The organism is Variovorax sp. 01T432 (assembly GCF_056398605.1).
This window is the reverse complement of sequence record NZ_JBFTPS010000028.1, coordinates 1-25,880: the sequence shown is the minus strand read 5'-3', so window position 1 is coordinate 25,880 and position 25,880 is coordinate 1. Positions and strand designations below refer to the sequence as shown.

At 66.8% G+C, this 25,880-nt stretch carries 27 protein-coding genes; 17 read left to right on the top strand and 10 right to left on the bottom strand.

The window, feature by feature from the left end; genetic code table 11:
• Both kdpF and AC1DNF_RS20760 read right to left on the bottom strand, forming a co-directional pair.
• Complete coding sequence (kdpF, locus tag AC1DNF_RS20765) at positions 1 to 99, bottom strand: K(+)-transporting ATPase subunit F (RefSeq protein ID WP_478150508.1); 99 nt, start codon at positions 97 to 99, stop codon at positions 1 to 3.
• Between the two features lie 227 nt (positions 100 to 326).
• Positions 327 to 506: a hypothetical protein gene (locus tag AC1DNF_RS20760; protein WP_478150507.1), complete on the bottom strand. Its 180-nt coding sequence runs from the start codon at positions 504 to 506 to the stop codon at positions 327 to 329.
• A 196-nt stretch (positions 507 to 702) separates the two neighbouring features.
• Here AC1DNF_RS20760 and AC1DNF_RS20755 point away from each other — a divergent pair, with 196 nt between their 5' ends.
• Positions 703 to 1,335, top strand: coding sequence for a response regulator transcription factor (locus tag AC1DNF_RS20755; RefSeq protein ID WP_478150506.1), 633 nt, complete (start codon positions 703 to 705; stop codon positions 1,333 to 1,335).
• Positions 1,332 to 2,753: a sensor histidine kinase gene (locus AC1DNF_RS20750; RefSeq protein ID WP_478150505.1), complete on the top strand. Its 1,422-nt coding sequence runs from the start codon at positions 1,332 to 1,334 to the stop codon at positions 2,751 to 2,753. Before AC1DNF_RS20755 ends, AC1DNF_RS20750 begins: the two co-directional genes overlap by 4 nt.
• On the opposite strand, the gene AC1DNF_RS20745 is transcribed toward AC1DNF_RS20750, so the two are convergent.
• Entirely contained in the window at positions 2,704 to 3,258 is a 555-nt protein-coding gene (locus AC1DNF_RS20745) for a PaaI family thioesterase (protein ID WP_478150504.1), read from the bottom strand. The two genes, AC1DNF_RS20750 and AC1DNF_RS20745, sit on opposite strands and share 50 nt — an antisense overlap.
• A gap of 307 nt (positions 3,259 to 3,565) precedes the next feature.
• Here AC1DNF_RS20745 and AC1DNF_RS20740 point away from each other — a divergent pair, with 307 nt between their 5' ends.
• Positions 3,566 to 3,829 (top strand): hypothetical protein, encoded by a 264-nt coding sequence (locus tag AC1DNF_RS20740; protein WP_478150503.1) that lies wholly within the window; start codon positions 3,566 to 3,568, stop codon positions 3,827 to 3,829.
• 153 nt (positions 3,830 to 3,982) lie between these two features.
• Positions 3,983 to 4,945, top strand: a complete 963-nt coding sequence (locus tag AC1DNF_RS20735) for a Bug family tripartite tricarboxylate transporter substrate binding protein (RefSeq protein WP_478150502.1) — start codon at positions 3,983 to 3,985, stop codon at positions 4,943 to 4,945.
• A gap of 162 nt (positions 4,946 to 5,107) precedes the next feature.
• Here AC1DNF_RS20735 and AC1DNF_RS20730 read toward each other — a convergent pair whose 3' ends face one another.
• On the bottom strand, positions 5,108 to 5,866 hold the full coding sequence (locus AC1DNF_RS20730; protein ID WP_478150501.1) for an SDR family NAD(P)-dependent oxidoreductase: 759 nt from the start codon (positions 5,864 to 5,866) through the stop codon (positions 5,108 to 5,110).
• Between the two features lie 101 nt (positions 5,867 to 5,967).
• On the opposite strand from AC1DNF_RS20730, the gene AC1DNF_RS20725 reads away from it, so the two are divergent.
• Positions 5,968 to 6,615, top strand: a complete 648-nt coding sequence (locus tag AC1DNF_RS20725; RefSeq protein WP_478150500.1) for an SOS response-associated peptidase family protein — start codon at positions 5,968 to 5,970, stop codon at positions 6,613 to 6,615.
• Positions 6,616 to 6,619: 4 nt separating this feature from the next.
• On the opposite strand, the gene AC1DNF_RS20720 is transcribed toward AC1DNF_RS20725, so the two are convergent.
• Positions 6,620 to 7,363 carry a Crp/Fnr family transcriptional regulator gene (locus tag AC1DNF_RS20720; RefSeq protein WP_478150499.1) on the bottom strand — a complete coding sequence of 248 codons (744 nt, stop codon included), beginning with the start codon at positions 7,361 to 7,363 and terminating at the stop codon, positions 6,620 to 6,622.
• A gap of 85 nt (positions 7,364 to 7,448) precedes the next feature.
• Here AC1DNF_RS20720 and AC1DNF_RS20715 point away from each other — a divergent pair, with 85 nt between their 5' ends.
• The 8 genes from AC1DNF_RS20715 (at position 7,449) to AC1DNF_RS20680 (ending at position 17,071) form a co-directional block, all read left to right on the top strand.
• Positions 7,449 to 9,401 (top strand): AMP-dependent synthetase/ligase, encoded by a 1,953-nt coding sequence (locus AC1DNF_RS20715; RefSeq protein ID WP_478150498.1) that lies wholly within the window; start codon positions 7,449 to 7,451, stop codon positions 9,399 to 9,401.
• Positions 9,398 to 10,183, top strand: a complete 786-nt coding sequence (locus AC1DNF_RS20710) for an ABC transporter ATP-binding protein (protein ID WP_478150497.1) — start codon at positions 9,398 to 9,400, stop codon at positions 10,181 to 10,183. Before AC1DNF_RS20715 ends, AC1DNF_RS20710 begins: the two co-directional genes overlap by 4 nt.
• Positions 10,183 to 11,112, top strand: a complete 930-nt coding sequence (locus tag AC1DNF_RS20705; RefSeq protein ID WP_478150496.1) for a branched-chain amino acid ABC transporter permease — start codon at positions 10,183 to 10,185, stop codon at positions 11,110 to 11,112. The genes AC1DNF_RS20710 and AC1DNF_RS20705 overlap by 1 nt, the downstream gene beginning before the upstream one ends.
• Before the next feature lie 2 nt (positions 11,113 to 11,114).
• Positions 11,115 to 12,179: a branched-chain amino acid ABC transporter permease gene (locus AC1DNF_RS20700; RefSeq protein ID WP_478150495.1), complete on the top strand. Its 1,065-nt coding sequence runs from the start codon at positions 11,115 to 11,117 to the stop codon at positions 12,177 to 12,179.
• 60 nt (positions 12,180 to 12,239) lie between these two features.
• On the top strand, positions 12,240 to 13,571 hold the full coding sequence (locus AC1DNF_RS20695) for an ABC transporter substrate-binding protein (protein ID WP_478150494.1): 1,332 nt from the start codon (positions 12,240 to 12,242) through the stop codon (positions 13,569 to 13,571).
• 36 nt (positions 13,572 to 13,607) lie between these two features.
• A complete protein-coding gene (locus AC1DNF_RS20690) occupies positions 13,608 to 14,420 on the top strand; it encodes an ABC transporter ATP-binding protein (RefSeq protein WP_478150493.1) in 813 nt (270 codons plus the stop codon).
• Positions 14,417 to 15,664 (top strand): phenylacetate--CoA ligase family protein, encoded by a 1,248-nt coding sequence (locus tag AC1DNF_RS20685; protein ID WP_478150492.1) that lies wholly within the window; start codon positions 14,417 to 14,419, stop codon positions 15,662 to 15,664. The genes AC1DNF_RS20690 and AC1DNF_RS20685 overlap by 4 nt, the downstream gene beginning before the upstream one ends.
• A gap of 72 nt (positions 15,665 to 15,736) precedes the next feature.
• Positions 15,737 to 17,071, top strand: a complete 1,335-nt coding sequence (locus tag AC1DNF_RS20680) for a cytosine deaminase (protein WP_478150491.1) — start codon at positions 15,737 to 15,739, stop codon at positions 17,069 to 17,071.
• A 221-nt stretch (positions 17,072 to 17,292) separates the two neighbouring features.
• Here AC1DNF_RS20680 and AC1DNF_RS20675 read toward each other — a convergent pair whose 3' ends face one another.
• Together AC1DNF_RS20675 and AC1DNF_RS20670 are read right to left on the bottom strand one after the other, a co-directional pair.
• Positions 17,293 to 17,571 carry a hypothetical protein gene (locus tag AC1DNF_RS20675; RefSeq protein WP_478150490.1) on the bottom strand — a complete coding sequence of 93 codons (279 nt, stop codon included), beginning with the start codon at positions 17,569 to 17,571 and terminating at the stop codon, positions 17,293 to 17,295.
• 81 nt (positions 17,572 to 17,652) lie between these two features.
• Entirely contained in the window at positions 17,653 to 17,781 is a 129-nt protein-coding gene (locus AC1DNF_RS20670) for a hypothetical protein (protein ID WP_478150489.1), read from the bottom strand.
• Between AC1DNF_RS20670 and AC1DNF_RS20665 the strand changes: the two genes are divergently transcribed.
• Together AC1DNF_RS20665 and AC1DNF_RS20660 are read left to right on the top strand one after the other, a co-directional pair.
• Positions 17,780 to 19,000 (top strand): MFS transporter, encoded by a 1,221-nt coding sequence (locus AC1DNF_RS20665; RefSeq protein ID WP_478150488.1) that lies wholly within the window; start codon positions 17,780 to 17,782, stop codon positions 18,998 to 19,000. The genes AC1DNF_RS20670 and AC1DNF_RS20665 overlap by 2 nt on opposite strands.
• Before the next feature lie 106 nt (positions 19,001 to 19,106).
• The gene (locus AC1DNF_RS20660; protein ID WP_478150487.1) at positions 19,107 to 20,084 is read left to right on the top strand and encodes a tripartite tricarboxylate transporter substrate-binding protein; all 978 of its coding nucleotides are present in this window, start codon (positions 19,107 to 19,109) and stop codon (positions 20,082 to 20,084) included.
• Here AC1DNF_RS20660 and AC1DNF_RS20655 read toward each other — a convergent pair.
• The 3 genes from AC1DNF_RS20655 to xylF form a co-directional block, all read right to left on the bottom strand.
• A complete protein-coding gene (locus AC1DNF_RS20655) occupies positions 20,072 to 20,902 on the bottom strand; it encodes an ATP-binding cassette domain-containing protein (protein WP_478150486.1) in 831 nt (276 codons plus the stop codon). The genes AC1DNF_RS20660 and AC1DNF_RS20655 overlap by 13 nt on opposite strands.
• An 82-nt stretch (positions 20,903 to 20,984) precedes the next feature.
• Positions 20,985 to 22,175 (bottom strand): sugar ABC transporter permease, encoded by a 1,191-nt coding sequence (locus AC1DNF_RS20650; protein WP_478150485.1) that lies wholly within the window; start codon positions 22,173 to 22,175, stop codon positions 20,985 to 20,987.
• 4 nt (positions 22,176 to 22,179) lie between these two features.
• Positions 22,180 to 23,202 carry a D-xylose ABC transporter substrate-binding protein gene (gene xylF / locus AC1DNF_RS20645; RefSeq protein ID WP_478150484.1) on the bottom strand — a complete coding sequence of 341 codons (1,023 nt, stop codon included), beginning with the start codon at positions 23,200 to 23,202 and terminating at the stop codon, positions 22,180 to 22,182.
• A gap of 213 nt (positions 23,203 to 23,415) precedes the next feature.
• On the opposite strand from xylF, the gene AC1DNF_RS20640 reads away from it, so the two are divergent.
• Positions 23,416 to 24,045, top strand: a complete 630-nt coding sequence (locus AC1DNF_RS20640; RefSeq protein ID WP_478150483.1) for a ParB-like protein — start codon at positions 23,416 to 23,418, stop codon at positions 24,043 to 24,045.
• Complete coding sequence (locus AC1DNF_RS20635) at positions 24,045 to 25,718, top strand: SulP family inorganic anion transporter (RefSeq protein ID WP_478150482.1); 1,674 nt, start codon at positions 24,045 to 24,047, stop codon at positions 25,716 to 25,718. Before AC1DNF_RS20640 ends, AC1DNF_RS20635 begins: the two co-directional genes overlap by 1 nt.
• Positions 25,719 to 25,880: the final 162 nt, after the last annotated feature.

Genomic DNA, 25,880 nt, shown 5'->3' with positions numbered 1-25,880 from the left:
TCAGAACTCCTCGGCGCAGATGAGCGCGAACACGAGGTAGGCGAAGAGGATCACGGCGATCAGTCCGGCGAAGCCGTAGAGAACTTCAAGGCTGATCACGAGCGCTCCTCCCTGGGGGATTCGAGCTTGTGCAAGCCGACCACGGCTTCGCACATCGCGATCCAGAAAACCGCCATCACGACGATCCAAACGATGTCCATCTGTCACTCCTGCATTCGAGACATTTCAAGGCCCTCAGTCTCGGCAGGGGGGCGTAAAAACAGGGAACAGAGTCGCGCGACGGGCGTAAAGAAAGCGTAAAAAAAAGATGGCGCCGCTGCGGGCGCTCAATCACATTCGACGCGAGGTTCCTCGAACCGGGTCGCCAACGCTTGCGCTTCGACAGCCTCCTCGACGACTCGAAGGTCGCGCGGCCTGAGATACGGCCAGGACTTGTACTCCATGGCGGCAAGCACCGTCATGACGATGCAGAAGACGATCGATTCGGTTCCGAGGCGGAGATTCATGTTTTCTGGCTGATGTGTGGATGACTCCGGAAATCTAGTTGCGGCCGCACGACGCATCAATCGTGAAGTTTCAGTGGTTGACCGCTGCGGCAAGACTGCAACGGCGTGCACGCCGGCACCGCTCGAAACTTGTTTAGCATCCGCTGGACAACGGACACAGATCCGTGAAGCCCAAGCTAAGGAAGGTGAGGTTTAGATGATCGACGTTCTCCTCGTGGAGGATCAGCCGCTCGTGTCGGAAGCGGCCTCGTACAAGATTTCCTTGAACCCCCGGGTCGCTTCGATCCAGGTCCGAAATACGGCAGAGAAGGCGCTGGAAGCACTGCACCGCGAACGCGACCGATGGGGATTGATACTCCTAGACCTGGACGTGCCCGGCGCCGTCGGGCTTTCGCTCGCGATGGAGATCCAGCGGCTCGGCAAGGCACCGATCACCTGCGTGCTGACCGGGGAGCGCCGGCGCGACTACATCGCCCAGATCGCCGCCGGCGGCTTTCGCGGCTACATCCTGAAGGCGGTGGAGACCGAGGATCTGGTGAAGGATCTCAATCGCGCCATCGCGGGCGAAATCGTCTTCCCACCGGACAATCCGCTGGGCGCATCGGAACCCGCGCCGCGCCTGACCTCGCGGCAGCGGGAATGTCTCCAGCTCGTGAGCGAGGGCAAGACCACCAAGCAGATCGCCCGGCTGCTCGCGCTGCATCCGGGCACCGTGAACTCCCACATCGATTTCGCGATGGATGCCCTGAGCGCCCATTCGCGTGCCCATGCGGTGCAGCAGGCGATCCGACACGGCCTCCTGAGCGTCGGCGTGGGGAGCGGCCCATGAGCGCGGCGGCCCTTCTCAGCAGGCAGGCCGCCGCCCATCTGATGCTCAGGGTGAGTCCGGCCCACAAGCATCTGGCGATGCGGCAGTTCGCCATGCAGCAGGTGGCGACATGGGTCACGGTGATCGGATTGCTGGTCGCGCATGCGTCCGAACCGCTTCTGCCGCCGCGGATGGTCTGGGCCTGGGCCTCGACCTTCCTGGTGTCGTGGGTGCTGCGGATGCTGATGTTCGCGCCGCTCTACAGGCTGCCGCCGTCGAAGGTCGCGCCCTCGCCGATGCTCACGAGCCTGCCCTTCCTGAGCGGGGTCGTCGGAGGTGCCTTCTGGATCTGGACCATCGAGCTCTTCACGGGCCCGACGCTGACGATGCGCGAACTCGTCATGTGCATCGGATTCCTGTCGATATCGATCTCGATGACGGGAATGTGGCCGGCGACGCCGCTGACCTCGATGATCTACTACCTCGCCTTGTGGGCCGCGTTCTCGTACAGCCTCTGGCGGCACCAGGCCGCCACGCTGGCCACCCTGCTGGCCTTCAACGTGATCATCGCCGTCATTCTGTGGCTCAACATCTTCGTCTCGATCCTCGAGGTCCGGTCGCAGATCGCAAGGGCCAACGAACTCGACAGGACCCTGCACAAGCAGATCGAGACCAACGAACAGCTCGAAGCCCTGAGGCGCGCCGCATACAAGACGCTCGAGACGAGGTCCGAGTTCTTCGCGGAAGCCAGCCACGACTTTCGACAACGACTTCACGCGACGAAGCTGTGGGTGGCGTCGGTCATGCACGAGACGGCGCACGTCCATGCGGCCCAATGGCCGCTCGCAAGGCTCAGCCAGGAAATCGATTCGTTGCAGCTCTACGTCAACGACGTGCTCGAGTTCGCGCGCATCGAATCGATGGACGGCGGCGTGCAACTGACGCCGACGAACATCCAGTCCTTGTTTCAGGAACTCGCCCTCAATTTCGAGAACGTGTCCGAGCATGACGACATCAGCTTGCGCATCCGACGGGCCCGGGCCGTCGTTGCCACCGATGCCTCGATGCTTCTGCGGGTGCTGGAGAACCTGGTCTCGAATGCGCTCAAGTACACCCGGAAGAGTGTCCTGGTGTGCGCGCGCCGCCGGGGCGCGTTCCTCTCGCTGGAAGTGTGGGACCAGGGGCCGGGCATCAAGCGCGAGGCCCATGACCGCATCTTCGACGCCTTCCACCGCGAAGCGGCGGATGGCGACGCTTCGAAGCGAAAGGGTGTCGGCCTGGGATTGGCGATTGTCAAGCGATTCGCCAATCGGATGGGTTACACGGTGGAAGTCCGATCGACGCTCGGCCGGGGCACGCTCTTCAGGGTACTGATACCGGCCCAGCGCATCATTGAGCCTGTGGCCTCGAAGGGATCTCAGCGAGACGGCACCTGCTAGAGGCCTCGGCGAACACGGTGTCGTCGGGTCCGAACAATGTGGCCTCGGCGAATGCGTCACGACCTTCGACCCGCGTCACCCTGGCTTCGGCGCGCACCCGCACGGTCTTCAACGTGAGGAACTTGCGATACTTCACGTCCAGCCCGATCGTCGAATAGATCGCGCCGGGCGGCAAGGTGGAGAGGACCGCGCAGCCCGATGCCGAGTCGAGGACCGAGCTGATCCATCCTCCATGGACGATTCCCATCGGGTTGAGCTGGCTGCGGCTCGTCGTCCCCTGGAAGAGCGCATAACCGGCGTCGGCCTTGATCGCGCAGAAGCTCAAGGACTTCGCGCACTCCGCGTAGGGGAGTTCACCTCGCATCATCTCCTGCATGATTTCCAGACCGGACTTGCCCGCGAGCTGGTGGGGATGCGCGACGCCGGGCCCGGGTCCGCGCTCGAGCCGCTCGAGGGTGGCGCTTTCTTCGGCCATCCAGAGTTCAAGTTTTTGTTCAGGGGTCATACCAATCTCTTGCGTGTTGATGTTGAGGATTGCCATGCTCGTTGGAGCATGCAGTCGCGGACCGTGACAGCTCGATCCGCGCCCGCGTTTCTACAATAGGGCGGCCACTCCATCCAAACGCCTCCGAGCCGAAGGGATTAGCTCCCGCGGGTCCGTGCCGTGCACGCCACGGCCGCCAGCGCGGCGTGCGTATTTCCACACAAGGCTTTTCTTTCTGATCGCCGGCCGACTTCCCGTGAATTCGTTGATACCGGTTCGTCCATGCACTGCGTACAACCCCCCTCAACAAGCGACGAGAGGAAAGCTCATGGACACGGAAGCAATTGCACTGGTGGTCGACGAACCCATCGCCGGCCATTTCTATTGGGTGCTGCAGAAGCAGGACGGCCACGACTGCCGGCCGGTCGATGCCGCCGAAGGGCCGATGCCGACCTACGGCGCGGCGATGATGGCCGGCATTGCAGCGCTGCAGCGGCGCACCGAATCGCGCGGGCCCTGCGCGCGCGGCGTGCCCGTGGTGACGGCCTTCATTCACCGCAACGACGATCTCGGGCCGCCCACCATTCACTGACCCGCTTGCCCGCCGGCGGCCACCGCGGCGGGAAATCTCGATTCGATACGGCGGCCACCTCGAATCGCGAGCCCTTGGCTTCTCTCGTTGCGGCATACTCGCCGACCCATCACGCGCACCATTCAGGCTGCGCCTGAAACGAAGAGACAAACCATGATCCGCAAACTGCTTTCCTTCATCGCGCTCGCGCTGGCCTTCACGCTCGCGCAGGCCCAACCCTATCCCGCCAAGCCGCTGCACCTGATCGTTCCCTTCCCGCCGGGCGGGGGCACGGACATCCTCTCGCGCCTGGTGGCGACCAAGCTCACCGAAGTCAGCAAGTGGACGGTGGTGGCGGACAACCGGGCGGGCGCGGGCGGCACCATCGGCATCACGGAAGCGGTGCGCTCGGCGCCCTCCGGCTACGAGATGGTGATGGGGCAGAAGGACAACCTGGTCGTCGCGCCCTGGCTGTACAAGAACCTGAGCTATGACCCGACCAAGGACCTGGTGGCCGTGGCGCATGTGGCCTACACGCCGGTGGTGATCGTCACGCGCAGCGAATCGAGGTTCAAGACGCTGGCCGATGTGGTGAACGCGGCGCGCGCGGCGCCCGACACGATCACCTTCGGCTCCCCCGGCAACGGCACGACCATCCACTTGGCCGGGGAGATCTTCAACACGGCGGCCCACATCAAGATGCGGCATGTGCCTTACAAGGGTTCGAACCCCGCCATGATGGACGTGCTGGCGGGCAACGTGGACCTGATGGTGTCCTCGCTGCCTTCGGCGATGGGCCAGATCAAGTCCGGCAAGCTGCGCGCGCTGGCCGTGACCTCGGCCAAGCGCAGCAGCTCGCTGCCGGAGGTGCCGACGGTGGCGGAGCTGGGCTACAAGGATTTCGACGTCGCCACCTGGTACGGTCTCTTCATGCCGGCGGGCACGCCCAAGGAGATCGTCACGACGGTGAACGCCGAGGTCAACAAGCTGCTCGCCACGCCCGAGATGAAGGCCGCCATCATTGCCCAGGGCGCCGAGCCGCAGGCCATGACGCCCGAGCAGTTCTCGACGCTGCTGAAGACCGACTACCTCAAGTGGAAGACGATCGTCGAAGCCTCCGGAGCAAGAATCGAATAACCCCCAAGGGCCGCCTGCGCGGAATGGGGCGGTCTTACTCGTGAGCCGCCACGGAACCGGCTTCGCCGGGCCGCCGGCGGCGCCCCCTGCAAGGGGGTAGGCGAAGCGACACGAAGTGCGCGAAGCCTGGGGGTGAGCCCATGAACACGCGAAGCCCGGGGGTCAATCCCTGACATCCGCCACGGGGTTACCGCCGAAGTCGGGGCGGGCCAGGTAGTTCAGGACTTTCGCGGCGGCGGCGGCGGGCGAGTCGAGCTTGCCTTCGGCCTTCAGCCGCTCGAAGCGCGCGCGATCCGGGAACATGTCCGCCTCGCTGCCGCGCAGCTCCACCTGCATGTCGGTGTCGATCACGCCGGGCGCGAGCGAGACGATCTTCGCACCGTGAGGCAAGCCCTGCTCTTCCAGCGCGACGGCGCGCGTGAAGTGGTCCATGCCGGCCTTGGCCGCGCAATAGGAGGCCTGGCTACCCATCGCGCTGCGGCCCAAGCCCGAGGAGATGTTGAGCACCTTGCGCTCGGCACGCCAGGCCTTGGTCGCGCCCAGGAAGGCGGCGGTCAGCAGCAGCGGCGCCTCCAGCCCCACGCGCAGCGCCAGCGACAGGTCGACGGCCACGGCCTCGGACAAAGGGGCCGCGCGCCCGATGGTGCCGGCGTTGTTGATCAACGTCGCACTGTCGAAGGCACGCCCGTCGAGGCCTCGAAGCCAGGCCCCGAGGCGCGCGGCGGCCGCCACCGGGTCGGACAGGTCCTGCTGCCACTGCTCCAGCTCGGCGCCGGCCTCGCGCGCGTGGACAGCGAGCTGCTCGTCGCTGCGGCGCGAAATGCACAGCAGGCGCCGGCCGGGCTGCGACAATTGCAAGGCCATGGCGCGGCCCAGACCGCGGGAAGCACCGGTGATGATGGTCAGATGGGATGAAGTCATAGCGGGATCTCGTGAAATGGTGCAGCGCCGGTGCAGCGCCGTGGCCCGCCAATGCTAACGGCGTGTTGACGAAACTCGACCGTGCTTCTTAAAGTGCCCTCATGCCGATTCAATTCCAGCCGACCCGAGAGCCGCGCCACTTCGTCAAGCGCTTTGGCTTGGCGTGCCAGCCGCAGACGGCGATGGTTCGGCCGGGCGAGCAGGGCCTCTTCGTGCGCCGGCCACGGGGGGACCGCGAAGGCAGCGAACTGGCGGCGCGCTGCGAGGCCGCCACCGGCCGCTGGGGTTTGATCCCGCTCTTCGCCAAGGAACGGGACTATCCCCTCACCCATGCGGCGCGCGGCGAAACGGCAGCCAGCGAGCGCAATTTCTACCAGCCCTGGAAGCGCGGCCATCGCTGCGTCATTCTGGCGGACGCGCTGTTCCGCAGGGGCGAGGACGACCAGTCGGTGGTCCGCGTGTCGCGCGAAGACGGCGAGCCGCTGGCGCTGGCCGGCCTGTGGAACGGATGGCGCTCGCCCACGGGCGAATGCGTCGAGAGCTTCGCCCTGCTGACACTGCCCGCCCAGGACCACCCTTCCCAGCGCCGGGCGGTCTTCCTTCGGGAAGCATGGATCGACGACTGGCTGCACTGCCCGGTGGAGGAAACCGCGGCTTACCTGCGTCCTTACGCCATCGAGAGACTGGTCCGCCAGGTCGTGGCACGCGATGCGTCGATGCCGCTGCTCACCGCCGAGCCCAACGCCTGAGCGGCTAGTCGCCCGCGCTCTTGCCAGCCACCGCGTTGCCGCGCAGCGCGTCGAGGTCGATCACGCGCAGCCCACCGTACTCCACGCGGATCGCGCCCTGCCGCTCCAGCATGCGCAGCGCCTCGTTGACGCGCTGGCGCGAGAGACCGATCAGGTAGGCCAGCTCCTGCTGGGTGATGCGCAGCAGCTCGCCCACGCCCGGAAACAGCACGGGGTTGAACAGCGCCGCAAGGTTGCGCGCCACCCGCGCATCGGGGTTGTTGAGCCGATCGGCCTCGCGTGCGGCGATGAACTGGCCGAGCCGCTCATTGAGCTGGTTCATCACGAAGCGGTTGAAGCCGATGGAATGGTCGAGCAGCCAATGAAAATCGTCGGTCGGCAGCCCCGCCACCAGGCTGCGCCGCAGCGCCTGGATGTTGTAGCGGTAGGGCTCGCGCTTGAGGGCCGTGCCCTCGCCGAACCAGCCGCCGGGCGGCAGGCCGCTGTAGGTCATCGAGGTGCCGTCGGCGTTGTCGTTGCTCATCTTGAGCAGGCCCTCCACGACACCGAACCAGTAGGTCGGCGGTCGGCCGATGCGGCAGACCAGATCGCCAGGCTCGGCCTCGCCCACGACCACGGCAGCTTCGGCGCGAAGGCGCTCGGCGGGCGTCAGCGTTTGCAGCCAGGGGATGTTGCCCAGCTCTTCGGCGCTGGCCGGCCGCACGCGGTCGCGAATGGTTGAAGCGCCGGGGGCACCGCCAATGGTCATCGGGAAACTCCGGGGAGGGGTGTCCCTAGGATTGTCGTCGTAACGACAAGCTGGCGTCAAAGTCGGTCCTACAGTCCGACCCATCGTGCAGACCCAAGCCACCACCTTTCCCCGCCTGCTGCTGGCCCATGCGCGGCAGCAGCCCGACGCGCCGGCCGTGCGCGAGAAGGATCTCGGCATCTGGCAGACCTGGAGCTGGGCCGAGGTCGCCGACGAGGTGCGCGAGATCGCCTGCGGGCTCGCGAGCCTCGGATTCAAGGCCGGCGACAACCTGGCGATCGTGGGCGCCAATCGGCCGCATCTCTACATGGCGGTGGTGGCGGCGCAGGGCCTGTGCGGCGTGCCGGTGCCGCTCTACCAGGATGCAGTGGCCGGCGAGATGGTCTTCATGCTGGAAGACGCCGCCATCGATTTCGTGATCGCGGAAGACCAGGAACAGGTCGACAAGCTGCTGGAGTGCCGCGAACTGATGCCGAAGGGGCAGCGCCTTCGCCATATCGTCTACGACGACCCGCGCGGCCTGCGCCACTACGACCAGCCGGGCCTGATGGGCTACGAGCAACTGCGCGAACGCGGGCGCGCATGGGACCAGGCGCATGCCGGCGTCTTCGATCAGTGCGTGGCCAGCGGCGAGCCGGGCGACGTGGCGGTGATCCTCTACACCTCCGGCACCACCGGGCGGCCCAAGGGCGTGTGCCAGACGCATGCGAGCTTCATCGCGGCCGGGCGCGGCGGCGTGGAGACGGATCGGCTCGGGCCCGGCGACAACATCATGAGCTACCTGCCGATGGCCTGGGTCGGCGACCACCTGTTCTCGGTGGCGCAATGGCTGGTCGGCGGCTTCACGCTGAACTGCCCCGAGTCGGCCGAGACGGTGATGAACGACATGCGCGAGATCGGGCCGAGCTACTACTTCGGGCCACCGCGCACCTTCGAGGGCCTGCTGACCTCCGTGTCGATTCGCATGGAAGATGCGTCCGCGCCCAAGCGCTGGCTGTACGCAAAGTTCATGGCGCTGGCGCGGCGGGTGGGCGCCGACATCCTCAACGGCGCGCCGGTGAGCCTGCTCGACCGGGCGATGTATTCGCTGGGCAATGTCGTGATCTATGGGCCGCTGCGCAACGTGCTGGGCATGAGCCGCATCCGCGTCGCCTACACCGCCGGCGCGGCCATCGGCCCCGACCTGTTCCGCTTCTACCGCTCGATCGGCGTCAACCTCAAGCAGTTCTACGGCCAGACCGAGACCTGCGCGTATGTCTGCCTGCAGAGGGACGGCAAGGTCAAGCTGCAGACGGTGGGCAGCGCCGCGCCCGGGATCGAGCTGCGCATCGCGGACGACGGCGAGGTGCTGGTGCGCGGCGTGTCGGTGCTCAAGGAATACTACAAGCGCCCGGACGCGACGGCGGAGGTGCTGGACGCCGACGGCTACTTCCACACCGGCGACGCCGGCGTGCTCGACGCCGAGGGCCACCTGCGCATCATCGACCGCGCCAAGGACGTGGGCCGGCTCTCCGGCGGCGCGATCTTCGCGCCCAACTACATCGAGAACAAGCTCAAGTTCTTTCCGCAGATCAAGGAAGCCGTGTGCTTCGGCGACGGGTGCGGCGAGGTGTGCGCCTTCATCAACATCGACTACGAGGCCGTGGGCAACTGGGCCGAGCGGCGCGGACTGGCCTACGCCGGCTATGTCGACCTGGCCGGCAAGCCCGAAGTGCTGGCGCTGGTGGGCGAATGCGTCGCCAAGGTGAACGCCGACCTGGCGACCGAGGATGGCATGGGCGAGACGCAGATCGCCCGCTTCCTGGTGCTGCACAAGGAACTGGACCCGGACGACGACGAGCTCACGCGCACGCGCAAGGTGCGGCGCCGCTTCATCGCCCAGAAGTACGCGGTGCTCCTGGAGGCGCTCTACGGCGGAAAGACCGGCCAGTACATCGAGACCCAGGTCAAGTTCGAGGACGGCCGCACGGGCGTGGTGAGCGCCACGCTGGCGATCGTCGAGGCGCGGAACTATCCGCTCGTGAAGGCGGCGGCATGAGCGGCAGAGAGATCGGCGAGCTCATCCTCGACGTGCGGAACATCTCGTTGAGCTTCGGCGGCGTGAGGGCGTTGACCGACATCAGCTTCGACGTGCGCGAGCACGAGGTGCGCGCGATCATCGGCCCGAACGGCGCGGGCAAGAGCTCGATGCTCAACTGCATCAACGGCGTCTACCAGCCGCAGCACGGCTCCATCACCTTCCGCGGCCACCAGTTCAGGCACATGAACTCGCGCCAGGTGGCCGAGATGGGGGTGGCGCGCACCTTCCAGAACCTCGCGCTTTTCAAGGGCATGAGCGTGCTCGACAACATCATGACGGGACGCAATCTCAAGATGAAGAGCGGACTGCTGGCCCAGGCCCTGCGCTGGGGCCCGGCGGAACGCGAGGAGCTGCGGCATCGCGAGTTCGTGGAACGCATCATCGACTTCCTCGAGATCCAGCTGCACCGCAAGACACCGGTGGGGCGCCTGCCCTACGGCCTGCAGAAACGCGTCGACCTTGGCCGCGCGCTCGCGATGGAGCCGCAGGTCCTGCTGCTGGACGAGCCGATGGCGGGCATGAATGTGGAAGAGAAGCAGGACATGAGCCGCTTCATCCTCGACGTGAACGACGAGTTCGGCACCACCATCGTGCTGATCGAGCACGACATGGGCGTGGTGATGGATATCTCCGACCGCGTGGTGGTGCTGGACTACGGCAAGAAGATCGGCGACGGCACGCCCGACGAGGTCCGCAACAACGAAGACGTCATTCGCGCTTACCTGGGGACGGAACACTGATGGGCTTTTTTCTCGAAACTCTCTTCGGCGGCCTGATGGTCGGCATGCTCTATTCGCTGATCGCGATCGGCTTCGTGCTGATCTACAAGGCCTCGGGCGTCTTCAACTTCGCGCAGGGCGCGATGGTGCTGTTCGCCGCGCTCGCCATGGCGCGCTTCGCCGAATGGTTTCCGCTGTGGTTCGGCTTCCAGAGCCTGGTGCTCGCCAACATCCTGGCCTTCATCGCGGCGATGGCCGTGATGGTGGTGGTGGCCTGGCTGATCGAGCGCCTGGCGCTGAGCCGGCTGGTCAACCAGGAAGGCATCACGCTGCTGATGGCGACGCTGGGCATTGCGTACTTTCTCGACGGACTGGGGCAGACGCTGTTCGGCAACGACATCTACAAGATCGATGTCGGCATGCCCAAGGAGCCGACGATGGTGCTGGAGGGGATCTTCGAGGGCGGGCTGCTGCTGAGCGGCGAAGACCTGGTGGCCGCGCTGGTGGCGGCCGCCCTGGTGTTGGTTCTGGCGATCTTCTTCCAGAAGACGGCCACGGGACGGGCCCTGCGCGCGGTGGCCGACGACCATCAGGCGGCCCAGTCGATCGGCATTCCGCTCAACCGCATCTGGGTCATCGTGTGGTCGGTGGCGGGGTTCTCGGCGCTGGTGGCCGGGGTCATCTGGGGCTCCAAGCTCGGCGTGCAGTTCTCGCTCTCGCTGGTGGCCCTGAAGGCACTGCCGGTGGTGATCCTCGGCGGGCTGACCTCGATTCCGGGCGCGATCATCGGCGGCCTGCTGATCGGCGTCGGCGAGAAGCTGTCGGAGATCTATCTCGGCCCGATGCTGGGCGGCGGCATCGAGATCTGGTTCGCCTATGTACTGGCGCTCGTCTTCCTTCTCGTGCGGCCCCAGGGGCTGTTCGGCGAGAAGATCATCGATCGGGTCTGAGCATGTTCTACAGGGAAAACGGCCAGTTCAAGTCGAGCTACCGCGCCGACCAGCAGATCTTTCCGATCCTCCAGGACCGCCTGGTGATGCTGGCGCTGCTGGCCTTCGCCTTCGTCGTGGTGCCTCTGACGGCGCCCGAATACTGGTTCCGCGCGATCCTGATTCCGTTCCTGATCCTCTCCCTCGCGGCGCTGGGCCTGAACATCCTGGTGGGATATTGCGGGCAGATCTCCCTGGGCACCGGCGCCTTCATGGCGGTGGGGGCCTATGCGGCCTACAACTTCCATGTGCGCATCGAAGGCATGCCGCTCATCCTGTCGCTGGTGCTGGGCGGACTCTGCGCCACGCTGGTCGGCGTGCTCTTCGGCGTGCCGAGCCTGCGCATCAAGGGCCTCTACCTCGCGGTGGCGACGCTGGCCGCGCAGTTCTTCATGGACTGGGCCTTCCTTCGCATCAACTGGTTCACGAACAACTCGTCCTCGGGCTCGGTGAGCGTGGCGGGGCTGAACGTGTTCGGGCTGCCGATCGAGAGCCCGGTGCAGAAGTACCTGCTGTGCCTCTTCTTCCTCGTGGTGTTCTCCCTGCTGGCCAAGAACCTGGTGCGCAGCGCGATCGGGCGCGAATGGATGGCGATGCGCGACATGGACGTGGCGGCGGCGGTCATCGGCATCCGCCCGGTGTACGCGAAGCTCACCGCCTTCGCCGTCAGCAGCTTCATCGTGGGCGTGGCGGGGGCACTGTGGGGCTTCGTCCACCTCGGCGCGTGGGAGCCGGCCGCCTTCAGCATCGACCGGTCGTTCCAGTTGCTCTTCATGGTGATCATCGGCGGGCTCGGCTCGATCATGGGCAGCTTCTTCGGCGCGGCGTTCATCGTCCTGCTGCCGCTGTTCCTGAACCAGCTGCCGGGGTGGCTCGGCTTCTCGATCTCGACGGCGCTGGCCTCGCACCTCGAATTCATGATCTTCGGCGCGCTCATCGTCTTCTTTCTCGTCGTCGAGCCGCATGGTCTTGCGCGGCTGTGGTCGACGGCGAAGGAAAAGCTGCGGCTCTGGCCCTTCCCCCATTGATCGCGCAACTCGGTTTTTGATCGGCAACCCGGCACCGCGGTGCCCCACAAGGAGACAGGCATGAAATTGAAGTCACTGGCTTTGACCGCCGCCCTGCTGGCCGGCACTTTCGGTGCCGCGCTCGCGCCCTCGCTCGCGCAGGCGCAGGCCAAGGAGCAGTTCTTTCCGCTGCTGGTCTATCGCACCGGCCCGTATGCGCCCAACGGCACGCCGTGGGCCAACGGCAAGCAGGACTACATCAAGCTCATCAACGCCACCGGCGGCATCAACGGCGTGAAGATCGCCTATGAGGAATGCGAGACCGGCTACGCGACCGACAAGGGCGTCGAGTGCTACGAGCGCCTGAAGGGCCGGCCCGGCGTCGCGCTGTTCGACCCGCAGGCCACCGGCATCACCTTCGCGCTCACGGACAAGGTGCCCACCGACAAGATTCCGCTGATCACCCTGGGCTACGGCCTGTCGGCCTCGCAGGACGGCAACGTGTTCAAGTGGAACTTCCCGCTGATGGGCTCCTACTGGACGGCGGCGGACATCCTGATCCAGCACATCGGCAAGAAGGAAGGCGGGATGGACAAGCTCAAGGGCAAGAAGATCACGCTGGTCTATCACGACTCTCCCTTCGGCAAGGAGCCGATTCCGCTGCTGCAGGAGCGCGCGAAGATGAACGGCTTCGAGCTCTCGCTGATCCCCGTGGCCGCGCCCGGCATCGAGCAGAAATCCGCCTGGCTGCAGGTGCGCCAGTCGAAGCCCGACTACGTGCTGCTCTGGGGCTGGGGCGTGATGAACTCCACCGCGCTCAAGGAGGCCGTGGCCACGGGCTACCCGCGCGAGAAGATGTACGGCGTGTGGTGGGCCGGCGCCGAACCCGACGTGAAGGACGTGGGCGCCAGCGCCAAGGGCTACAACGCGCTGGCGCTCAATCCCGCGGGCACGCAGCCGAAGGTGATCCAGGACATCCTGAAGAACGTGCATGACAAGGGCGAGGGCACGGGACCGCGAGAGGAAGTGGGCTCGGTGCTCTACACGCGCGGCGTGATCATCCAGATGCTGGGGGTCGAGGCGGTCAAGCGCGCGCAGGAGCGCTTCGGCAAGGGCAAGGTCATGACGGGCGAGCAGGTGCGCTGGGGCCTGGAGAACCTGGCGCTCGACCAGAAGAAGCTGGACGCGCTCGGCTTCTCCGGCGTCATGCGGCCCATCAGCACCTCGTGCCAGGACCACATGGGTTCGACCTGGGCGCGCGTGCAGACCTGGGACGGCACGAAGTGGGGCGGCATGTCCGACTGGTATGAAGCCGACGAGCAGATCATCAAGCCGATGGTCAAGGCCGCCGGGGAGAAGTACGCCAGCGAGAAGAAGCTCAACCGCCGCGACGGCGCCGATTGCCAGTCCTGAACGCGCCACGACGCCGCGCCAATCTTCCAGGTCACCATGAGCGACGCTCCCGTTCTTCTCGATGTGAATGGCATCGAGGTCATCTACAACCACGTGATCCTCGTGCTCAAGGGCGTGTCGCTCAAGGTGCCCGAGGGCGGCATCGTGGCGCTGCTCGGCGGCAACGGGGCGGGCAAGACGACCACGTTGCGCGCGGTCTCGAACCTGCTCGCCGGCGAGCGCGGCGCGGTGACCAAGGGCAGCATCGAGCTGCGCGGCGAGCGCATCGAGGCGTTGACGCCCTCCGAGCTGGTCAAGCGCGGCCTGATCCAGGTGATGGAGGGGCGCCATTGCTTCGCCCACCTGACGATCGAGGACAACCTGATGACGGGCGCCTACACGCGCACGGACGGCAAGGCCGCGGTGGCGGCCACGCTGGAGAAGGTCTATGCCTACTTCCCGCGCCTGAAGGTGCGGCGCGGCTCGCAGGCGGCCTACACCTCGGGCGGCGAACAGCAGATGTGCGCCATCGGCCGCGCGCTGATGGCGAACCCGAACATGGTGCTGCTCGACGAGCCCTCGATGGGCCTGGCGCCGCAGATCGTGGAGGAGGTGTTCGAGATCGTGAAGGACTTGAACGAGAAGGAGCGCGTGACCTTCCTGCTCGCCGAGCAGAACACCAACATGGCGCTGCGATTCGCCGACTACGGCTACATCCTGGAGAACGGCCGCATCGTGATGGACGGGGCGGCCGGCAGCCTGCGCGAGAACGAGGACGTCAAGGAGTTCTACCTGGGCGTCGGGGGCGCGGACCGCAAGAGCTTTCGCGACGTGAAGAGCTACAAGCGCAGGAAACGGTGGCTGGCATGACGGACTTCTACGACGACCTGGAAGTGCGGGAGCCGGCGCAGCGCGAGCGCGACCTGCTGGCGGCATTGCCCAGGCAGATTGCGCAGGCGCAGACGGCGACGCCGGCCTTCGCGAAGATCCTGGACGGCGTCAGGCCCGGTGACATCACGAGCCGCGAAGCGCTGGCGAAGCTGCCGGTCACGCGCAAGTCGGAGCTGCTGGCGCTGCAGGGCGCGCGGCGGGCGAGCGATCCCTTCGGCGGCTTTGCGGCGATTCGGTTCGGCTCGCGCATGCCGCGCGTGTTCGCCAGTCCCGGCCCCATCTACGAGCCCGAAGGCGAGGCACGCGACTACTGGCGCACCGCGCGCGCGCTGCATGCCGCGGGCTTTCGCGGCGGTGAACTGGTGCACAACTGCTTCAGCTACCACATGACACCGGCGGGCGCGATCATGGAAAGCGGCGCGCGCGCCCTCGGCTGCACGGTGTTCGCGGGCGGCACGGGCCAGACGGAGCAGCAGGTGGAGGCGATCGTCGATCTCAAGCCCGCCGGCTACACGGGCACGCCGAGCTTCCTGAAGATCATCATCGAGAAGGCCGCCGAACGGAACATCGCCCTGCCCTCGCTCAGCAAGGCGCTGGTATCGGGCGAAGCCTTCCCGCCGAGCTTGCGCGACTGGATTGCCGAGCGCGGGGTCGCGGGCACGCAGTGCTATGCGACGGCGGACCTGGGCTTGATTGCGTATGAGACCCGCGCGCGCGAAGGCTTGGTGCTCGACGAAGGCGTGATCGTGGAAATCGTGCGCCCCGGCACCGGCGACCCGGTCCCCGAGGGCGAGGTGGGCGAGATCGTCGTCACCACCTTGAACCCCGACTACCCGCTGATCCGCTTCGGCACCGGCGACCTGTCGGCCGTGCTGCCCGACCCGTGCCCGACGGGCCGCACCAACACGCGCATCAGGGGCTGGCTCGGGCGCGCCGACCAGACCACCAAGGTGCGCGGGATGTTCGTGCACCCGGGCCAGGTGGCGGAGATCGCGCGGCGCTTTCCGGAAGTGGGGCGTGCGCGGCTGGTGGTCGAAGGCGAGATGGGCGACGACCGCATGAGCTTCCGCCTGGAATGCGCCGCACCGATGGAAGGCCTGGCCGAACGCATCGCCGACGCGGTCCGCGATGTCACCAAGCTGCGGGGCGCGGTCGAATTCGTCGCGCCGGGCAGCCTGCCGAACGACGGCAAGGTCATCGAGGACGCGCGCAGCTATCGGTGAAGGCTGGCGCTTCGCGCGGGTCCTGCTCGGCATGCTCCTTGCGTTCCCGATGATCCCGTCTGGTTTCCTGCAATGACCCACTCCTTCTTTCAGCCACCCACCACGCCGCGCTTCGCGCTGCGCAACCTTCGCGCGCCCCGCAGCCTTGTTCCCGCCGCGCTGGCCGCACGAGCCGACGACGAATTGATCGCCATCGACCTGCTCGTGGACGGGGGCCGCATCGGCGCCATCGAGGCCGCGGGCACGATGCCGGCCGAACTCGGGCCCGACCTCGACGCGTCGATGGTGTTGCCCGGCATGATCGACTGCCACACGCACCTGGACAAGGGCCACATCTGGCCGCGCCAGGCCAATCCGACCGGCGACGGCGCGGGCGCATCGATGGCCACGCAGCGCGACCGCCGGGCGCGCTGGAGCGCCGAGGACGTGCGTCGCCGCATGGAGTTCGGGCTTGCCACCGCCTACGCCAAGGGCGTGGTCGCCATCCGCACGCACCTCGATTCGCTGGCGCCGCAGGCCGCGATCTCCTTTCCCGTGTTTCGCGAATTGCGCGAGCGCTGGGCTGGCCGCGTCGACCTGCAGGTGTCGTCGATCGCGCCGCTCGATGTCTTCCTGGGCGACGAAGGCCGGCAACTGGCCGACATCGTGGCCGAAAGCGCAGGGCAATTGGGCTGCGTGACGCGCTCGGCGCTCCACCCCGCGGAGCCGATGCCGCCGGACCTCGACGCCGCGCTCTCGCGCGTCTTCACCCTCGCCGCCGAGCGCGGACTGGACGTCGACCTCCATGTCGACGAGTCGACCGATCCGCGCTCCCGCGCGCTGATCCATGTCGCGCGCATCGCCGCGGCGCAGGATTTCTCCGGCCGCATCCTGTGCGGCCATTGCACCGCGCTGGCCCTGCAGAGCGACGAGTTCATCGAGGAGACGATCGCCGCGTGCAAGGACGCCGGCATCGACATCGTGAGCCTGCCCACCGTCAACATGTACCTCCAGGATCGCAGCCCGGAGGCACGGACCCCGCGCTGGCGCGGCGTGACAGTGCTGCATGAAATGAAGGCGCGCGGCCTGCGCGTGGCCGTGGCGGGCGACAACTGCCGCGATCCCTTCTACGCCTATGGGGATCACGACATGCTCGACACCTTCACGCAGGCCGTGAAGATCCTGCACCTGGACCATCCGCTGGGCGACTGGATCCGCGCCGCCACCGAGACGCCGGCGGCGATCATGGGCATCGACCGCGGCGTGCTGAAGGCCGGTGCACCGGCCGACCTGCTGGTGCTCAAGGCACGCAACTACTCGGAAATGCTCTCGCGCACGCAGTTCGACCGCAGCGTGCTGCGCGCCGGCCGCGCCATCGACACGCGTCTGCCGGACTACCGGCTGCTCGACGATCTCATGGTCGATTGACGAGCCCGGCACAAAAAAAGGCCCGCGAGAAGCGGGCCTTAATGATTGCGCTTGAGCAATCCCCTAAGAGAAACTGAGCCTCCAGTGTGATCCTGAACGAGGCACAGATGGTGTGAAATAGTTGGCAGAAAACGCGAGCAGTTTCAGGGGTGCCGCATTCGAGTGAAGCTCCTTAGTTCGCATTCTGTGGCAGGTGTAGTGCTATCGATTGCGCACCATGCTCACACGAGGCTCGCCGGCATCGTTTCCACGGCCCATTCGAGCCGCATGGCGGAAGGTGATTTCGCCCTCTCGCGGCCGGAGCCGGCATCGATCGTCTGCTGCAGGCGCAGCGCGGCGGCGCCGATCCTCGTGGCCGTGCTGTTCGTGGGCAGTGGGCCGCGCGCGTAGTCGACCACGCGCGGGAGTTCTCCGGGCTGGCCGCGCCAGAGGATGGTCCAGTAGAAGTGGCCGGCGATGGGCTCGTCGACGATCAGTTCGAGGTCGTTCTTCATCATCATTGCGTGCGATTTGAAGGTCAGTGGAGTAATCACGAAGTACTGCATTTGGCGCTCGCGCCCATCCGCCGCAAAGGACCAATTTCACGGCCGACGATGAATCATCGGCGGCGGCGCGGCGAAGCTCACCGTCGCGGGTCCGCAAACGGCCAGCGCCGATTCGGCGCAGCCCTCAAGATCGGAGCTTTCACCGGCACGGCGGTTCTCCTTCATGCGATCGACCCTTCCCTCTTCGTTCACCCACCTGGCCTGGGCCAATCTCGCGGCGCAATCGGCCGAGCAGCTGAGCCTTGCGGCGGTGCCGCTGGTGGCGGTGCTGCTGCTGGGTGCGGGCCCCGGCAAGATCGGGCTGCTCGCGGCGGTGCAGACGCTGCCCTTCCTGCTGATGTCGATCCCGCTGGGGCTGCTGGCCGATCGGACGTCGCGGCGCCGGCTGATGGTCTGGGCGGAGGGGCTGCGCGCGCTGTCCTTGCTGGCGCTTCTGGCGGCGGTGCTGACGGGCCGGCTGTCGATCGAATGGCTGGCCGTGCTGGGCTTCGCCGGCGCCGTGGGCACTGTCGGCTTCAGCGTGGCCGCGCCGGCGCTGGTGCCGGCCCTGGTCCCGCGCGAAGCCCTCGCGGCGGCGAACGGCCGGCTCGAACTGGCCCGCAGCGCGGCGTTCGCGGCGGGGCCGGCGCTCGCCGGTGCGCTGGTCTCGTGGGCAGGAGCGCCGGCGGCCTTCGTGCTCGCCGCCGTCCTCTCGGGCTCGGCCGTCGCCCTGCTGCTGCGGCTCGTCGAGCCAGTGCGCCCGCAACCGGCTTCCCGCCATCCGCTGCTCGAGATCCAGGACGGCGCGCGCTTCGTCTGGCGCCATGCGATGCTGCGGCCGATCCTTCTGACCGGCGTTGCGTGGAACATCTCCTGGTTCGTCCTGCAGGCTGCGTACGTGCCCTATGCGGTCCGCGTTCTCGGTCTTGGCGCGGGAATCGTGGGCTTCACGCTCGCGAGCTTCGGCGCCGGCATGGTGGTCGGCGCGCTGCTGGCGCCGCGAGTCGTCGGGGCGATGGCCTTCGGCCGAGCCATTCAGCTCGGGCCGGCGGTCTCGGTGATGGCCGCGATCGCCATGACGGCCACGCTCTTCGTGCCGAGCGGTGCACTGGCGGCCCTCTCCTTCTTCCTGTTTGGCGCCGGGCCGATCGTCTGGACGATCACCTCGACCACGCTGCGGCAGAGCGTGACGCCCAGTGCGATGCTGGGCCGGGTGTCCGCGGTGTTCCTGACCGTCAACGCAGGGTCTCGCCCGATCGGCGCGGCGCTGGGCGGGTTGATCGGCGCGTCGTGGGGCGAGCCGGCTTGCCTGTGGGTGGCGCTGGCGGGCTTCGTCCTGCAGGCGTGCGTGATCTTCGGTTCGCGACTTCACACCCTGCGCACGCTGCCGGCGGCAGCGGCCTGAGCGCGCCGCCGCGTCGATGGATCGCGCTATCCCCTAAGGGGCAACCCGGGATTGGTCAGCCAGCAGTCAGCCTTTAAGATCGCGGCCTTTTCACGCTGGAGAGACCATGAAGAAACTGCTCGCTTTCACGGCGGTCGCCGCCGCTGTCGCCGGCGTTCACGCCCAGGAGTTCCCGGGCAGCAAGCCCATCAGCATCGTGGTGCCGTTCACGGCGGGCGGCCCGACCGATCGCGTGGCGCGCGACCTCGCCGAGGCCCTGCGCAAGCCGCTGGGCGGCGGCAGCATCGTGATTGACAACGTGCCCGGCGCCGGCAGTTCGATCGGTGCGGCCAAGGTGGCGCGCGCCAACCCGGACGGCTACACGCTGCTGCTGAATCACATCGGGATGTCGACCATCCCGACCCTGGTGCGCAACGTACCCTTCAAGGTCGAGACTGATTTCGAGTACCTCGGCATCGTCAACGACGTGCCGATGACGCTGATCTCCAGGCCCAGCATGCCCGCGAAGGACTACAAGGAACTGGGCGCGTGGATCGCGGCCAACAAGGGCAAGATCAATCTCGGCAACGCCGGCGTCGGCTCCGCTTCCCACCTGTGCGGCCTGCTCTTCCAGTCCGCGACGAAGACCGAGATGACGGCTGTGCCGTACAAGGGCACGGCCCCCGCAATCACCGACCTGATCGGCGGCCAGATCGACCTGCTGTGCGACCAGACGACCAATACCACGCAGCAGATCGAGGCCAGGAAGGTGAAGGCCTTCGCGGTCACCACGGGCAAGCGGCTGACGACGCCGGCGCTCAAGGACCTGCCCACGCTCGACGAGGCCGGGCTGAAGGACTTCCAGGTCACGATCTGGCACGGCCTCTATGCGCCCAAGGGCACGCCGTCGGCCGTCACGAAGAAGCTCAACGACGCACTGAAGGTCGCGCTGAAGGATCCGGACTTCATCAGGAAGCAGGAAGGCCTGGGCGCCGTGGTGGCGAGCGATGGCCGCGTCGAACCCGAGGGCCACAAGAAGTTCGTCGCCGCCGAGATCGCCAGGTGGAGCCCGATCATCAGGGCCGCCGGGGTCTATGCGGACTGAAGCGGGCTCCAGGCCGGCGATTCGGCGGCAGCCGCGCGCTCGGCCTGGGCCTTGTCCACGGGCCGCTTGCCCGCGATGATCATTCCGAGCACCTCGTCTTCGGTCAGGTCCGCCGTGCGGTAGGTGCCGACCAGGCGGCCGTTCTTCATCACGGCGAGCCGGTCGCTCAGGCCGAACACGTCGGGCATGTCGTGCGTGATGAGGAAGATGCCGACGCCATCGGCCTTGAGTTGCTTGACGAGGGCGCCGACCATCGCGGTTTCCTCCGGGCCGAGCGCGGCGCAGGGCTCGTCCATGATGAGGATGCGGGCGTTGAAGTACAGCGCCCGAGAGATCGCCACCACCTGGCGCTGTCCGCCCGACAGGCGCCGCACGGGCACGCGGATATTGGTGAAGTTCCTGTTGAGCCGCTCGAAGACTTTGCGCGCCTGGTTCTCCATGAAGTGGTCGTCCAGCGTGCGCCAGGGCGTGAGCTTCTCCCGCCCGAGAAAGAGGTTGGCCACCGAGTCGAGGTTGTCGGCCAGCGCCAGGGTCTGGTAGATGGTCTCGATGCCTTGAGCCTGGGCCTCCGAGGGGGTTCGGATGCTGACCTTCTCGCCGGCGATCAGCGTCTCGCCCGCGTCGATCGGGTAGGCGCCGGCGAGCATCTTCATCAATGTCGACTTGCCGGCGCCGTTGTGGCCCAGCAGCGCGACCACTTCGCCCGGATAGAGGTTGACGCTGACGCCATCGACGGCCTTCACGCCGCCGAAGGCCTTGTGGATGTCACGCAGTTCGACGAGCGGCACGGACATGTCGTTGTTGCGGGTGCTGCTCATCCATCGCTTTCCGTTTCGCAAGCCATTCCAGCCCCCTGCAAGGGGGTGGGCGGCCACACGCAGTGGGCAAGCCTGGGAGTGCTCATCCTTGCTCTCCGACGTACTTCCGGTAGAGAACGTCGAACACCACGGCGACGATCAACACCTGTCCGATGATGACCATGCGCTTGCCGATCGGCACATCGAGCAGCAGCATGCCGCTGTCGAGGGACTGCATGATCAGCGCGCCCAGCACCGAGCCGAAGATCGAACCGCTGCCGCCGGCGAGCGCCGTGCCGCCGATCACCGCGGCCGCGATGACATAGAGTTCCATGCCGGTGCCGAGGGAGTTGGTGCCGGCGTTGAGCCGCGCGATGGAGACGATGGCCGCCACCGTGACCAGCACGGCGAGCAACGCGAAGAGCATCATCGTCACGCGCTTGACCGGGATGCCGACCAGCGCGGCGGCGTCGGGGTTGCCGCCCATCGCGAACACGTAGCGGCCGAAGCGCGTGCGGTGCACGATGAAGGACAGGACGACCGCGACCACCGCCCAGATCAGCACCGGGATCGGGATGCCCTGTGCCTCGGTCTTCGACGAGATCTTGTAGCTGTTCATGGTCGCGGCGAAGGCGAACACCGCCGCGGCGGGGACGGCCGTGAGGAGCAGGTCCATCCAGAGCGGCTCGACCGGCATCCCGTGCCGCTGCCGCGCGCGACGCTTCTGCAGCATGCGGGCAAAGAGCACGATACCCACCAGCACCGCGAGCACCCATGTCGCCGTGGTGCCGATGCCGCCGTCGTAGCCGCCGCCCAGGCGCTGGAAGAATTCATCGTTGACCGGCTGGGTCTTTCCATCGGCGACGAGAAAGGCCGCGCCGCGGAAAGACATGAGGCCGCCGAGCGTGACGACGAAGGACGGAACGCCCAGCACCGCCGTGAGGCCGCCCTGGTAGAGCGACACAAGGATCGCGACGGCCAGTCCCGCCAGGCATGCTGTCGGCCACGACCAGCCCGACGTGTACTGCAGGTAGGCGATCAGCACGCCGACGAAGCCCATCACCGAGCCGACCGACAGGTCGATGTGGCGCGCCACGATGATCAGCACCATCACGGTCGACACGATGCCGACCACCGCCGTCTGCTGCGCGATGTTGTAGAGGTTCTCGGGCGAAAGGAACACGCCGCCCGACATCAGGTGGAAGACGATGGCCATGACCACCAGCAGCAGGCACATCAGCAGCAGCCGGAGGTCGACGCCGCTGCGGCGCCAAATGCCGGGGGCGGAACTCATGGAGTTACTTGCAGGCGGGCGGAGCCTTGTCGCCGGAGACGCCCTTGCAGAGTTCTTCCTTCTTGATCCAGCCGGCCTTGACCACGACGTCGAGGTTGTCGCGCGTGATGGCGACAGGCGTCAGGAAACGCGACGAGATCGTCAGCTTCTTTTCGCCGCCGCTCCATGGCGCGGCCTTGTCGGCGGGCTTGCCCTGCGCCAGTGCGACCGCGGCGGAGGCGGCCTCCCGGCCGAGCTCGCGCGAGTCCTTCCAGACCGAGACGGTCTGCGTGCCGAGCGCGATGCGGTTGAGCGCCGCGAAGTCGGCGTCCTGGCCCGACACGGGAATGCCGCGGATGCCCTTGGCGCTGAGCGCGGCCACCGCGCCGCCGGCGGTGCCGTCGTTGGAGGCGACCACCGCATCCACCTTGTTGCCGACTTTGGTGAGGATCTGCTCCATGTTCTTCTGGGCGACCTCGGGCTTCCAGCCGTCGGTGTATTCGTCGCCGACGATCTTGATGTCGCCCTTCTTCACCGCGTCGGCGATCACCTCCTGCTGGCCGGCGCGCAGGAAGTTGGCGTTGGGGTCGGTGGGCGAGCCCTTGATCATCACGTAGTTGCCCTTGGGCTGGACCTTGTAGACGGCGCGCGCCTGCAGGCGGCCCACCTCGGTGTTGTCGAAGGTGATGTAGAAGACGCCGGGCGTCTCGATGAGGCGGTCGTAGGCCACGACGGGCACCTTCTGCCGGGCCGCCTTGGTGACGGCCGGGAGGATGGCGTCCTTGTCCATGGCCAGCACGATCAGCGCCTTGGCGCCCTTGGACATCAAGCCTTCGATATCGCCGAGCTGCTTCTCGGGCGAGCCGCCGGCATCGGCGCTGATGTACTTGGCCCCGAGCTTTTCCAGCTGCTGCTTGATCGCGGCCTCGTCCGTCTTCCAGCGCTCCTCCTGGAAGTTCGACCAGCTCACGCCCACCACGGTCTGGGCGCAGGCGCCGATGGCGCTCAGGCCGAGGGCGAAGGAGGTCAGTGTTCGGGCGAACTTCATGGCGTGTCTCCGGGGATTCAGGTTTCCTGATCTGGATCGTCGACCCGATGCGGATCGGGCGGCGGACCCACTATGTCAGGCGCGCTCGGGCCGCGGCATCCGGACTATCCCTGCGGGTAAAGGCACTACAGGTGCGCCAGTGCGAGGACCCTACACTCGCGCAAGACCTTGCCACTGGCGGGCATCCGGTTGATTTCCCAGCAGGAGAAGTGCATGACCACGGCCGAGCATCACCAGCTCATCACAGTCGACCTCGACAAACTGAGGCCCACGCAGATCACGGCGGGCTTCGCGGAAGTCGCCCGCAAGCGCGTCGAATGGGCGCGCCTGGCCAAGAAGGCCCGGCGCCAGCTGCTCGATTCGCACTGGTTCCCTGCCGTCCTCGGGCCTCGCGGCAGATACCACATCGTCGACCATCACCACCTGGGCCTGGCGCTCCACGAGGAAGGCGTCGAGCACGTGAAGGTGATGGTGCTGGCCGACCTTTCCTACCTGGAAATCGCCATCTTCTGGCGCGTCATGGAACAGCGAAATTGGGCCCATCCGTTCGACCGATCGGGCAAGCGTCGAGACTACGACGCCATCCCCGAGAAGATTCCACAACTCGTCGACGACCCCTATCGCAGCCTGGCGGGCTTCCTGCGCACCGCCGGCGGGTACGCCAAGGACACGTCGCCGTTCGCGGAGTTCCTGTGGGCAGACTACCTGCGCCAGCACATCACCCCGGCGCAGATCAGGAATTCCATGGACATCGCCGTGCGTGAGGCGCTGGGTCTCGCCAAGAGCCCGCTCGCGCGCTATCTGCCCGGCTGGTCCGGGGTGTCGCCAGCCGCTGCCCGCTGATGGGTGTCGTCGACAGCACCGGGAGCGGCGCGACGGTCTGGCTGGCCGATCTGGTGGCCGGCATCTCGATGGCCGGCCTGCTGCTGCCCGAGGCCGTCGCCTATTCGGGGATCGCCGGCATGCCGCCGCAGGCGGGCGTGCTCGGCCTGTTCGCCGGGCTGCTCGTCTATGGACTGATCGGCAAGTCGCGTTTCGCCATTGTGTCCGCCACCTCGTCTTCGGCCGCGGTGCTGGGAGCGACCACGCTGTCGATCGCGGGCCCCGACGCGGCTCTGCGGGCGGCCCTGGCCGCCGGACTGGTCATCGCCACGGGCATCGCATTCCTGATGGCGGGCGCGGCCCGCCTGGGGTCGATCTGCAGCTTCATTTCCAAGCCGGTCCTGCGCGGGTTCTCCTTCGGACTGGCCATTGCCATCATCATCAAGCAACTGCCGAAGATGACGGGTACGCATCCATCGGCCGACGCGTTGCTCGCGTTCGGCTATCAACTCTTCTCCGCGCTCCCGCAGTGGAACTGGATCGGCATCGCATTCGGACTCGGCGCGCTCGTCGCGCTGAAGGCATCGGCGCGCTGGCACAAGCTCCCCGGGGCACTGCTGGTGATCGGTACGGGCATCGCGATCGGCCAATGGCTCGACATCAGGACACATGGCGTCAACCTGGTCGGACCCATCACCCTGTCGCTGACCGCACCCACGCTGCCTGCGTTGTCGCGCGGCCAATGGCTGAGCGTGGGCGAGCTGTCGTTGGCGGTGCTTCTGCTGCTTTTCGCCGAGAGCTACGGCGCCATTCGCAGCATGGCGCTCAAGCACGGCGACGATGTCTCTCCCAACCGCGACCTTCTTGCGTTCGGAGGTGCGAACTTGCTGTCGGGACTGTTCCATGGCACGCCCGTGGGGGCGGGGTATTCCGCCACGTCCGCCAACGAAGCGGCTGGCGCGATGAGCAGGAAGTCGGCATGGGTCGCCGCCGCCGTGGTCCTGCTGCTGGTGGCGATCTTCCTGCCTCTCATCGAACTGACGCCCGAGCCGGTGCTCGCCGCGGTCGTCATTCACGCCGTGTGGCACACGCTGACGCTCGACGCCTTTCGTCCCTATTTCCAATGGCGGCGCGATCGCGTGGTGGTCGTGGCCGCCACGCTGGCGGTCATCCTGCTGGGCGTGCTCGACGGTCTCCTGGCGGGCATCGCCATCAGCCTGGCGATGACGCTGCGGGGCCTTTCGGAGCCGCGAGTCAGCGAACTGGGCCGACTGGGAGAAGGGCACGATTTCCTCAGCTGCGACTCGCACTCGAATACGCACCGCATCGACGGCCTGCTCGTGCTGCGCCCCGAGGCGCCCCTCTTCTTCGCGAACGTGGAACGCATGCTGATCGACATCCGCAGGCGCATTGCCGCGACGATGCCACGAGGCGTGGTGCTCAGCCTGGAAGAGACACCGGACCTGGACGGCACGTCGATCGAGGCACTGACCGAATTCGGCATCGAGCAATCGCGCAAGGGCGTGGTCCTGGTTCTCGCGCGGCTGAAGGACCCGGTGCTCGCTCTGCTGCAGTCATCCCTGGGCGACGAGAAGCGAACGCTGCTGGAGTCCGGAAGCGTCGACGATGCCGTGACGACGCTTGCACAGGCGCTCGCGGGCCAGGGCATCCGGACCGACGGCGCCAGGCGCTAGCCTGAAGTTCCCTGAAGCGAATAACGAGATTCCCTTGTGACTCAAGCACTTGCTTGAGTTGGAGAGGGAGTTTTCTGTCTACGGCTTGATGTTTTGCACGAGCGCGAGGGCGCGCAGGTGCAGCGGTTGCGCGTTGGTGAGGAGCTCGAAGAGGAGCTCGAA

Coding starts and splice junctions, on each gene's coding strand:
- AC1DNF_RS20635 (WP_478150482.1), top strand. CDS start 24,045: ATGGGTGTCGTCGACAGCACCGGGAGCGGCGCGACGGTCTGGCTGGCC.
- AC1DNF_RS20675 (WP_478150490.1), bottom strand. CDS start 17,571: ATGATGATGAAGAACGACCTCGAACTGATCGTCGACGAGCCCATCGCC.
- xylF (WP_478150484.1), bottom strand. CDS start 23,202: ATGAAGTTCGCCCGAACACTGACCTCCTTCGCCCTCGGCCTGAGCGCC.
- AC1DNF_RS20660 (WP_478150487.1), top strand. CDS start 19,107: ATGAAGAAACTGCTCGCTTTCACGGCGGTCGCCGCCGCTGTCGCCGGC.
- AC1DNF_RS20700 (WP_478150495.1), top strand. CDS start 11,115: ATGTTCTACAGGGAAAACGGCCAGTTCAAGTCGAGCTACCGCGCCGAC.
- AC1DNF_RS20705 (WP_478150496.1), top strand. CDS start 10,183: ATGGGCTTTTTTCTCGAAACTCTCTTCGGCGGCCTGATGGTCGGCATG.
- AC1DNF_RS20760 (WP_478150507.1), bottom strand. CDS start 506: ATGAATCTCCGCCTCGGAACCGAATCGATCGTCTTCTGCATCGTCATG.
- AC1DNF_RS20740 (WP_478150503.1), top strand. CDS start 3,566: ATGGACACGGAAGCAATTGCACTGGTGGTCGACGAACCCATCGCCGGC.
- AC1DNF_RS20695 (WP_478150494.1), top strand. CDS start 12,240: ATGAAATTGAAGTCACTGGCTTTGACCGCCGCCCTGCTGGCCGGCACT.
- AC1DNF_RS20735 (WP_478150502.1), top strand. CDS start 3,983: ATGATCCGCAAACTGCTTTCCTTCATCGCGCTCGCGCTGGCCTTCACG.
- AC1DNF_RS20655 (WP_478150486.1), bottom strand. CDS start 20,902: ATGAGCAGCACCCGCAACAACGACATGTCCGTGCCGCTCGTCGAACTG.
- AC1DNF_RS20710 (WP_478150497.1), top strand. CDS start 9,398: ATGAGCGGCAGAGAGATCGGCGAGCTCATCCTCGACGTGCGGAACATC.
- AC1DNF_RS20665 (WP_478150488.1), top strand. CDS start 17,780: ATGCGATCGACCCTTCCCTCTTCGTTCACCCACCTGGCCTGGGCCAAT.
- AC1DNF_RS20745 (WP_478150504.1), bottom strand. CDS start 3,258: ATGACCCCTGAACAAAAACTTGAACTCTGGATGGCCGAAGAAAGCGCC.
- AC1DNF_RS20680 (WP_478150491.1), top strand. CDS start 15,737: ATGACCCACTCCTTCTTTCAGCCACCCACCACGCCGCGCTTCGCGCTG.
- AC1DNF_RS20640 (WP_478150483.1), top strand. CDS start 23,416: ATGACCACGGCCGAGCATCACCAGCTCATCACAGTCGACCTCGACAAA.
- AC1DNF_RS20720 (WP_478150499.1), bottom strand. CDS start 7,363: ATGACCATTGGCGGTGCCCCCGGCGCTTCAACCATTCGCGACCGCGTG.
- AC1DNF_RS20685 (WP_478150492.1), top strand. CDS start 14,417: ATGACGGACTTCTACGACGACCTGGAAGTGCGGGAGCCGGCGCAGCGC.
- AC1DNF_RS20670 (WP_478150489.1), bottom strand. CDS start 17,781: ATGAAGGAGAACCGCCGTGCCGGTGAAAGCTCCGATCTTGAGGGCTGC.
- AC1DNF_RS20690 (WP_478150493.1), top strand. CDS start 13,608: ATGAGCGACGCTCCCGTTCTTCTCGATGTGAATGGCATCGAGGTCATC.
- AC1DNF_RS20650 (WP_478150485.1), bottom strand. CDS start 22,175: ATGAGTTCCGCCCCCGGCATTTGGCGCCGCAGCGGCGTCGACCTCCGG.
- AC1DNF_RS20725 (WP_478150500.1), top strand. CDS start 5,968: ATGCCGATTCAATTCCAGCCGACCCGAGAGCCGCGCCACTTCGTCAAG.
- AC1DNF_RS20750 (WP_478150505.1), top strand. CDS start 1,332: ATGAGCGCGGCGGCCCTTCTCAGCAGGCAGGCCGCCGCCCATCTGATG.
- AC1DNF_RS20755 (WP_478150506.1), top strand. CDS start 703: ATGATCGACGTTCTCCTCGTGGAGGATCAGCCGCTCGTGTCGGAAGCG.
- AC1DNF_RS20730 (WP_478150501.1), bottom strand. CDS start 5,866: ATGACTTCATCCCATCTGACCATCATCACCGGTGCTTCCCGCGGTCTG.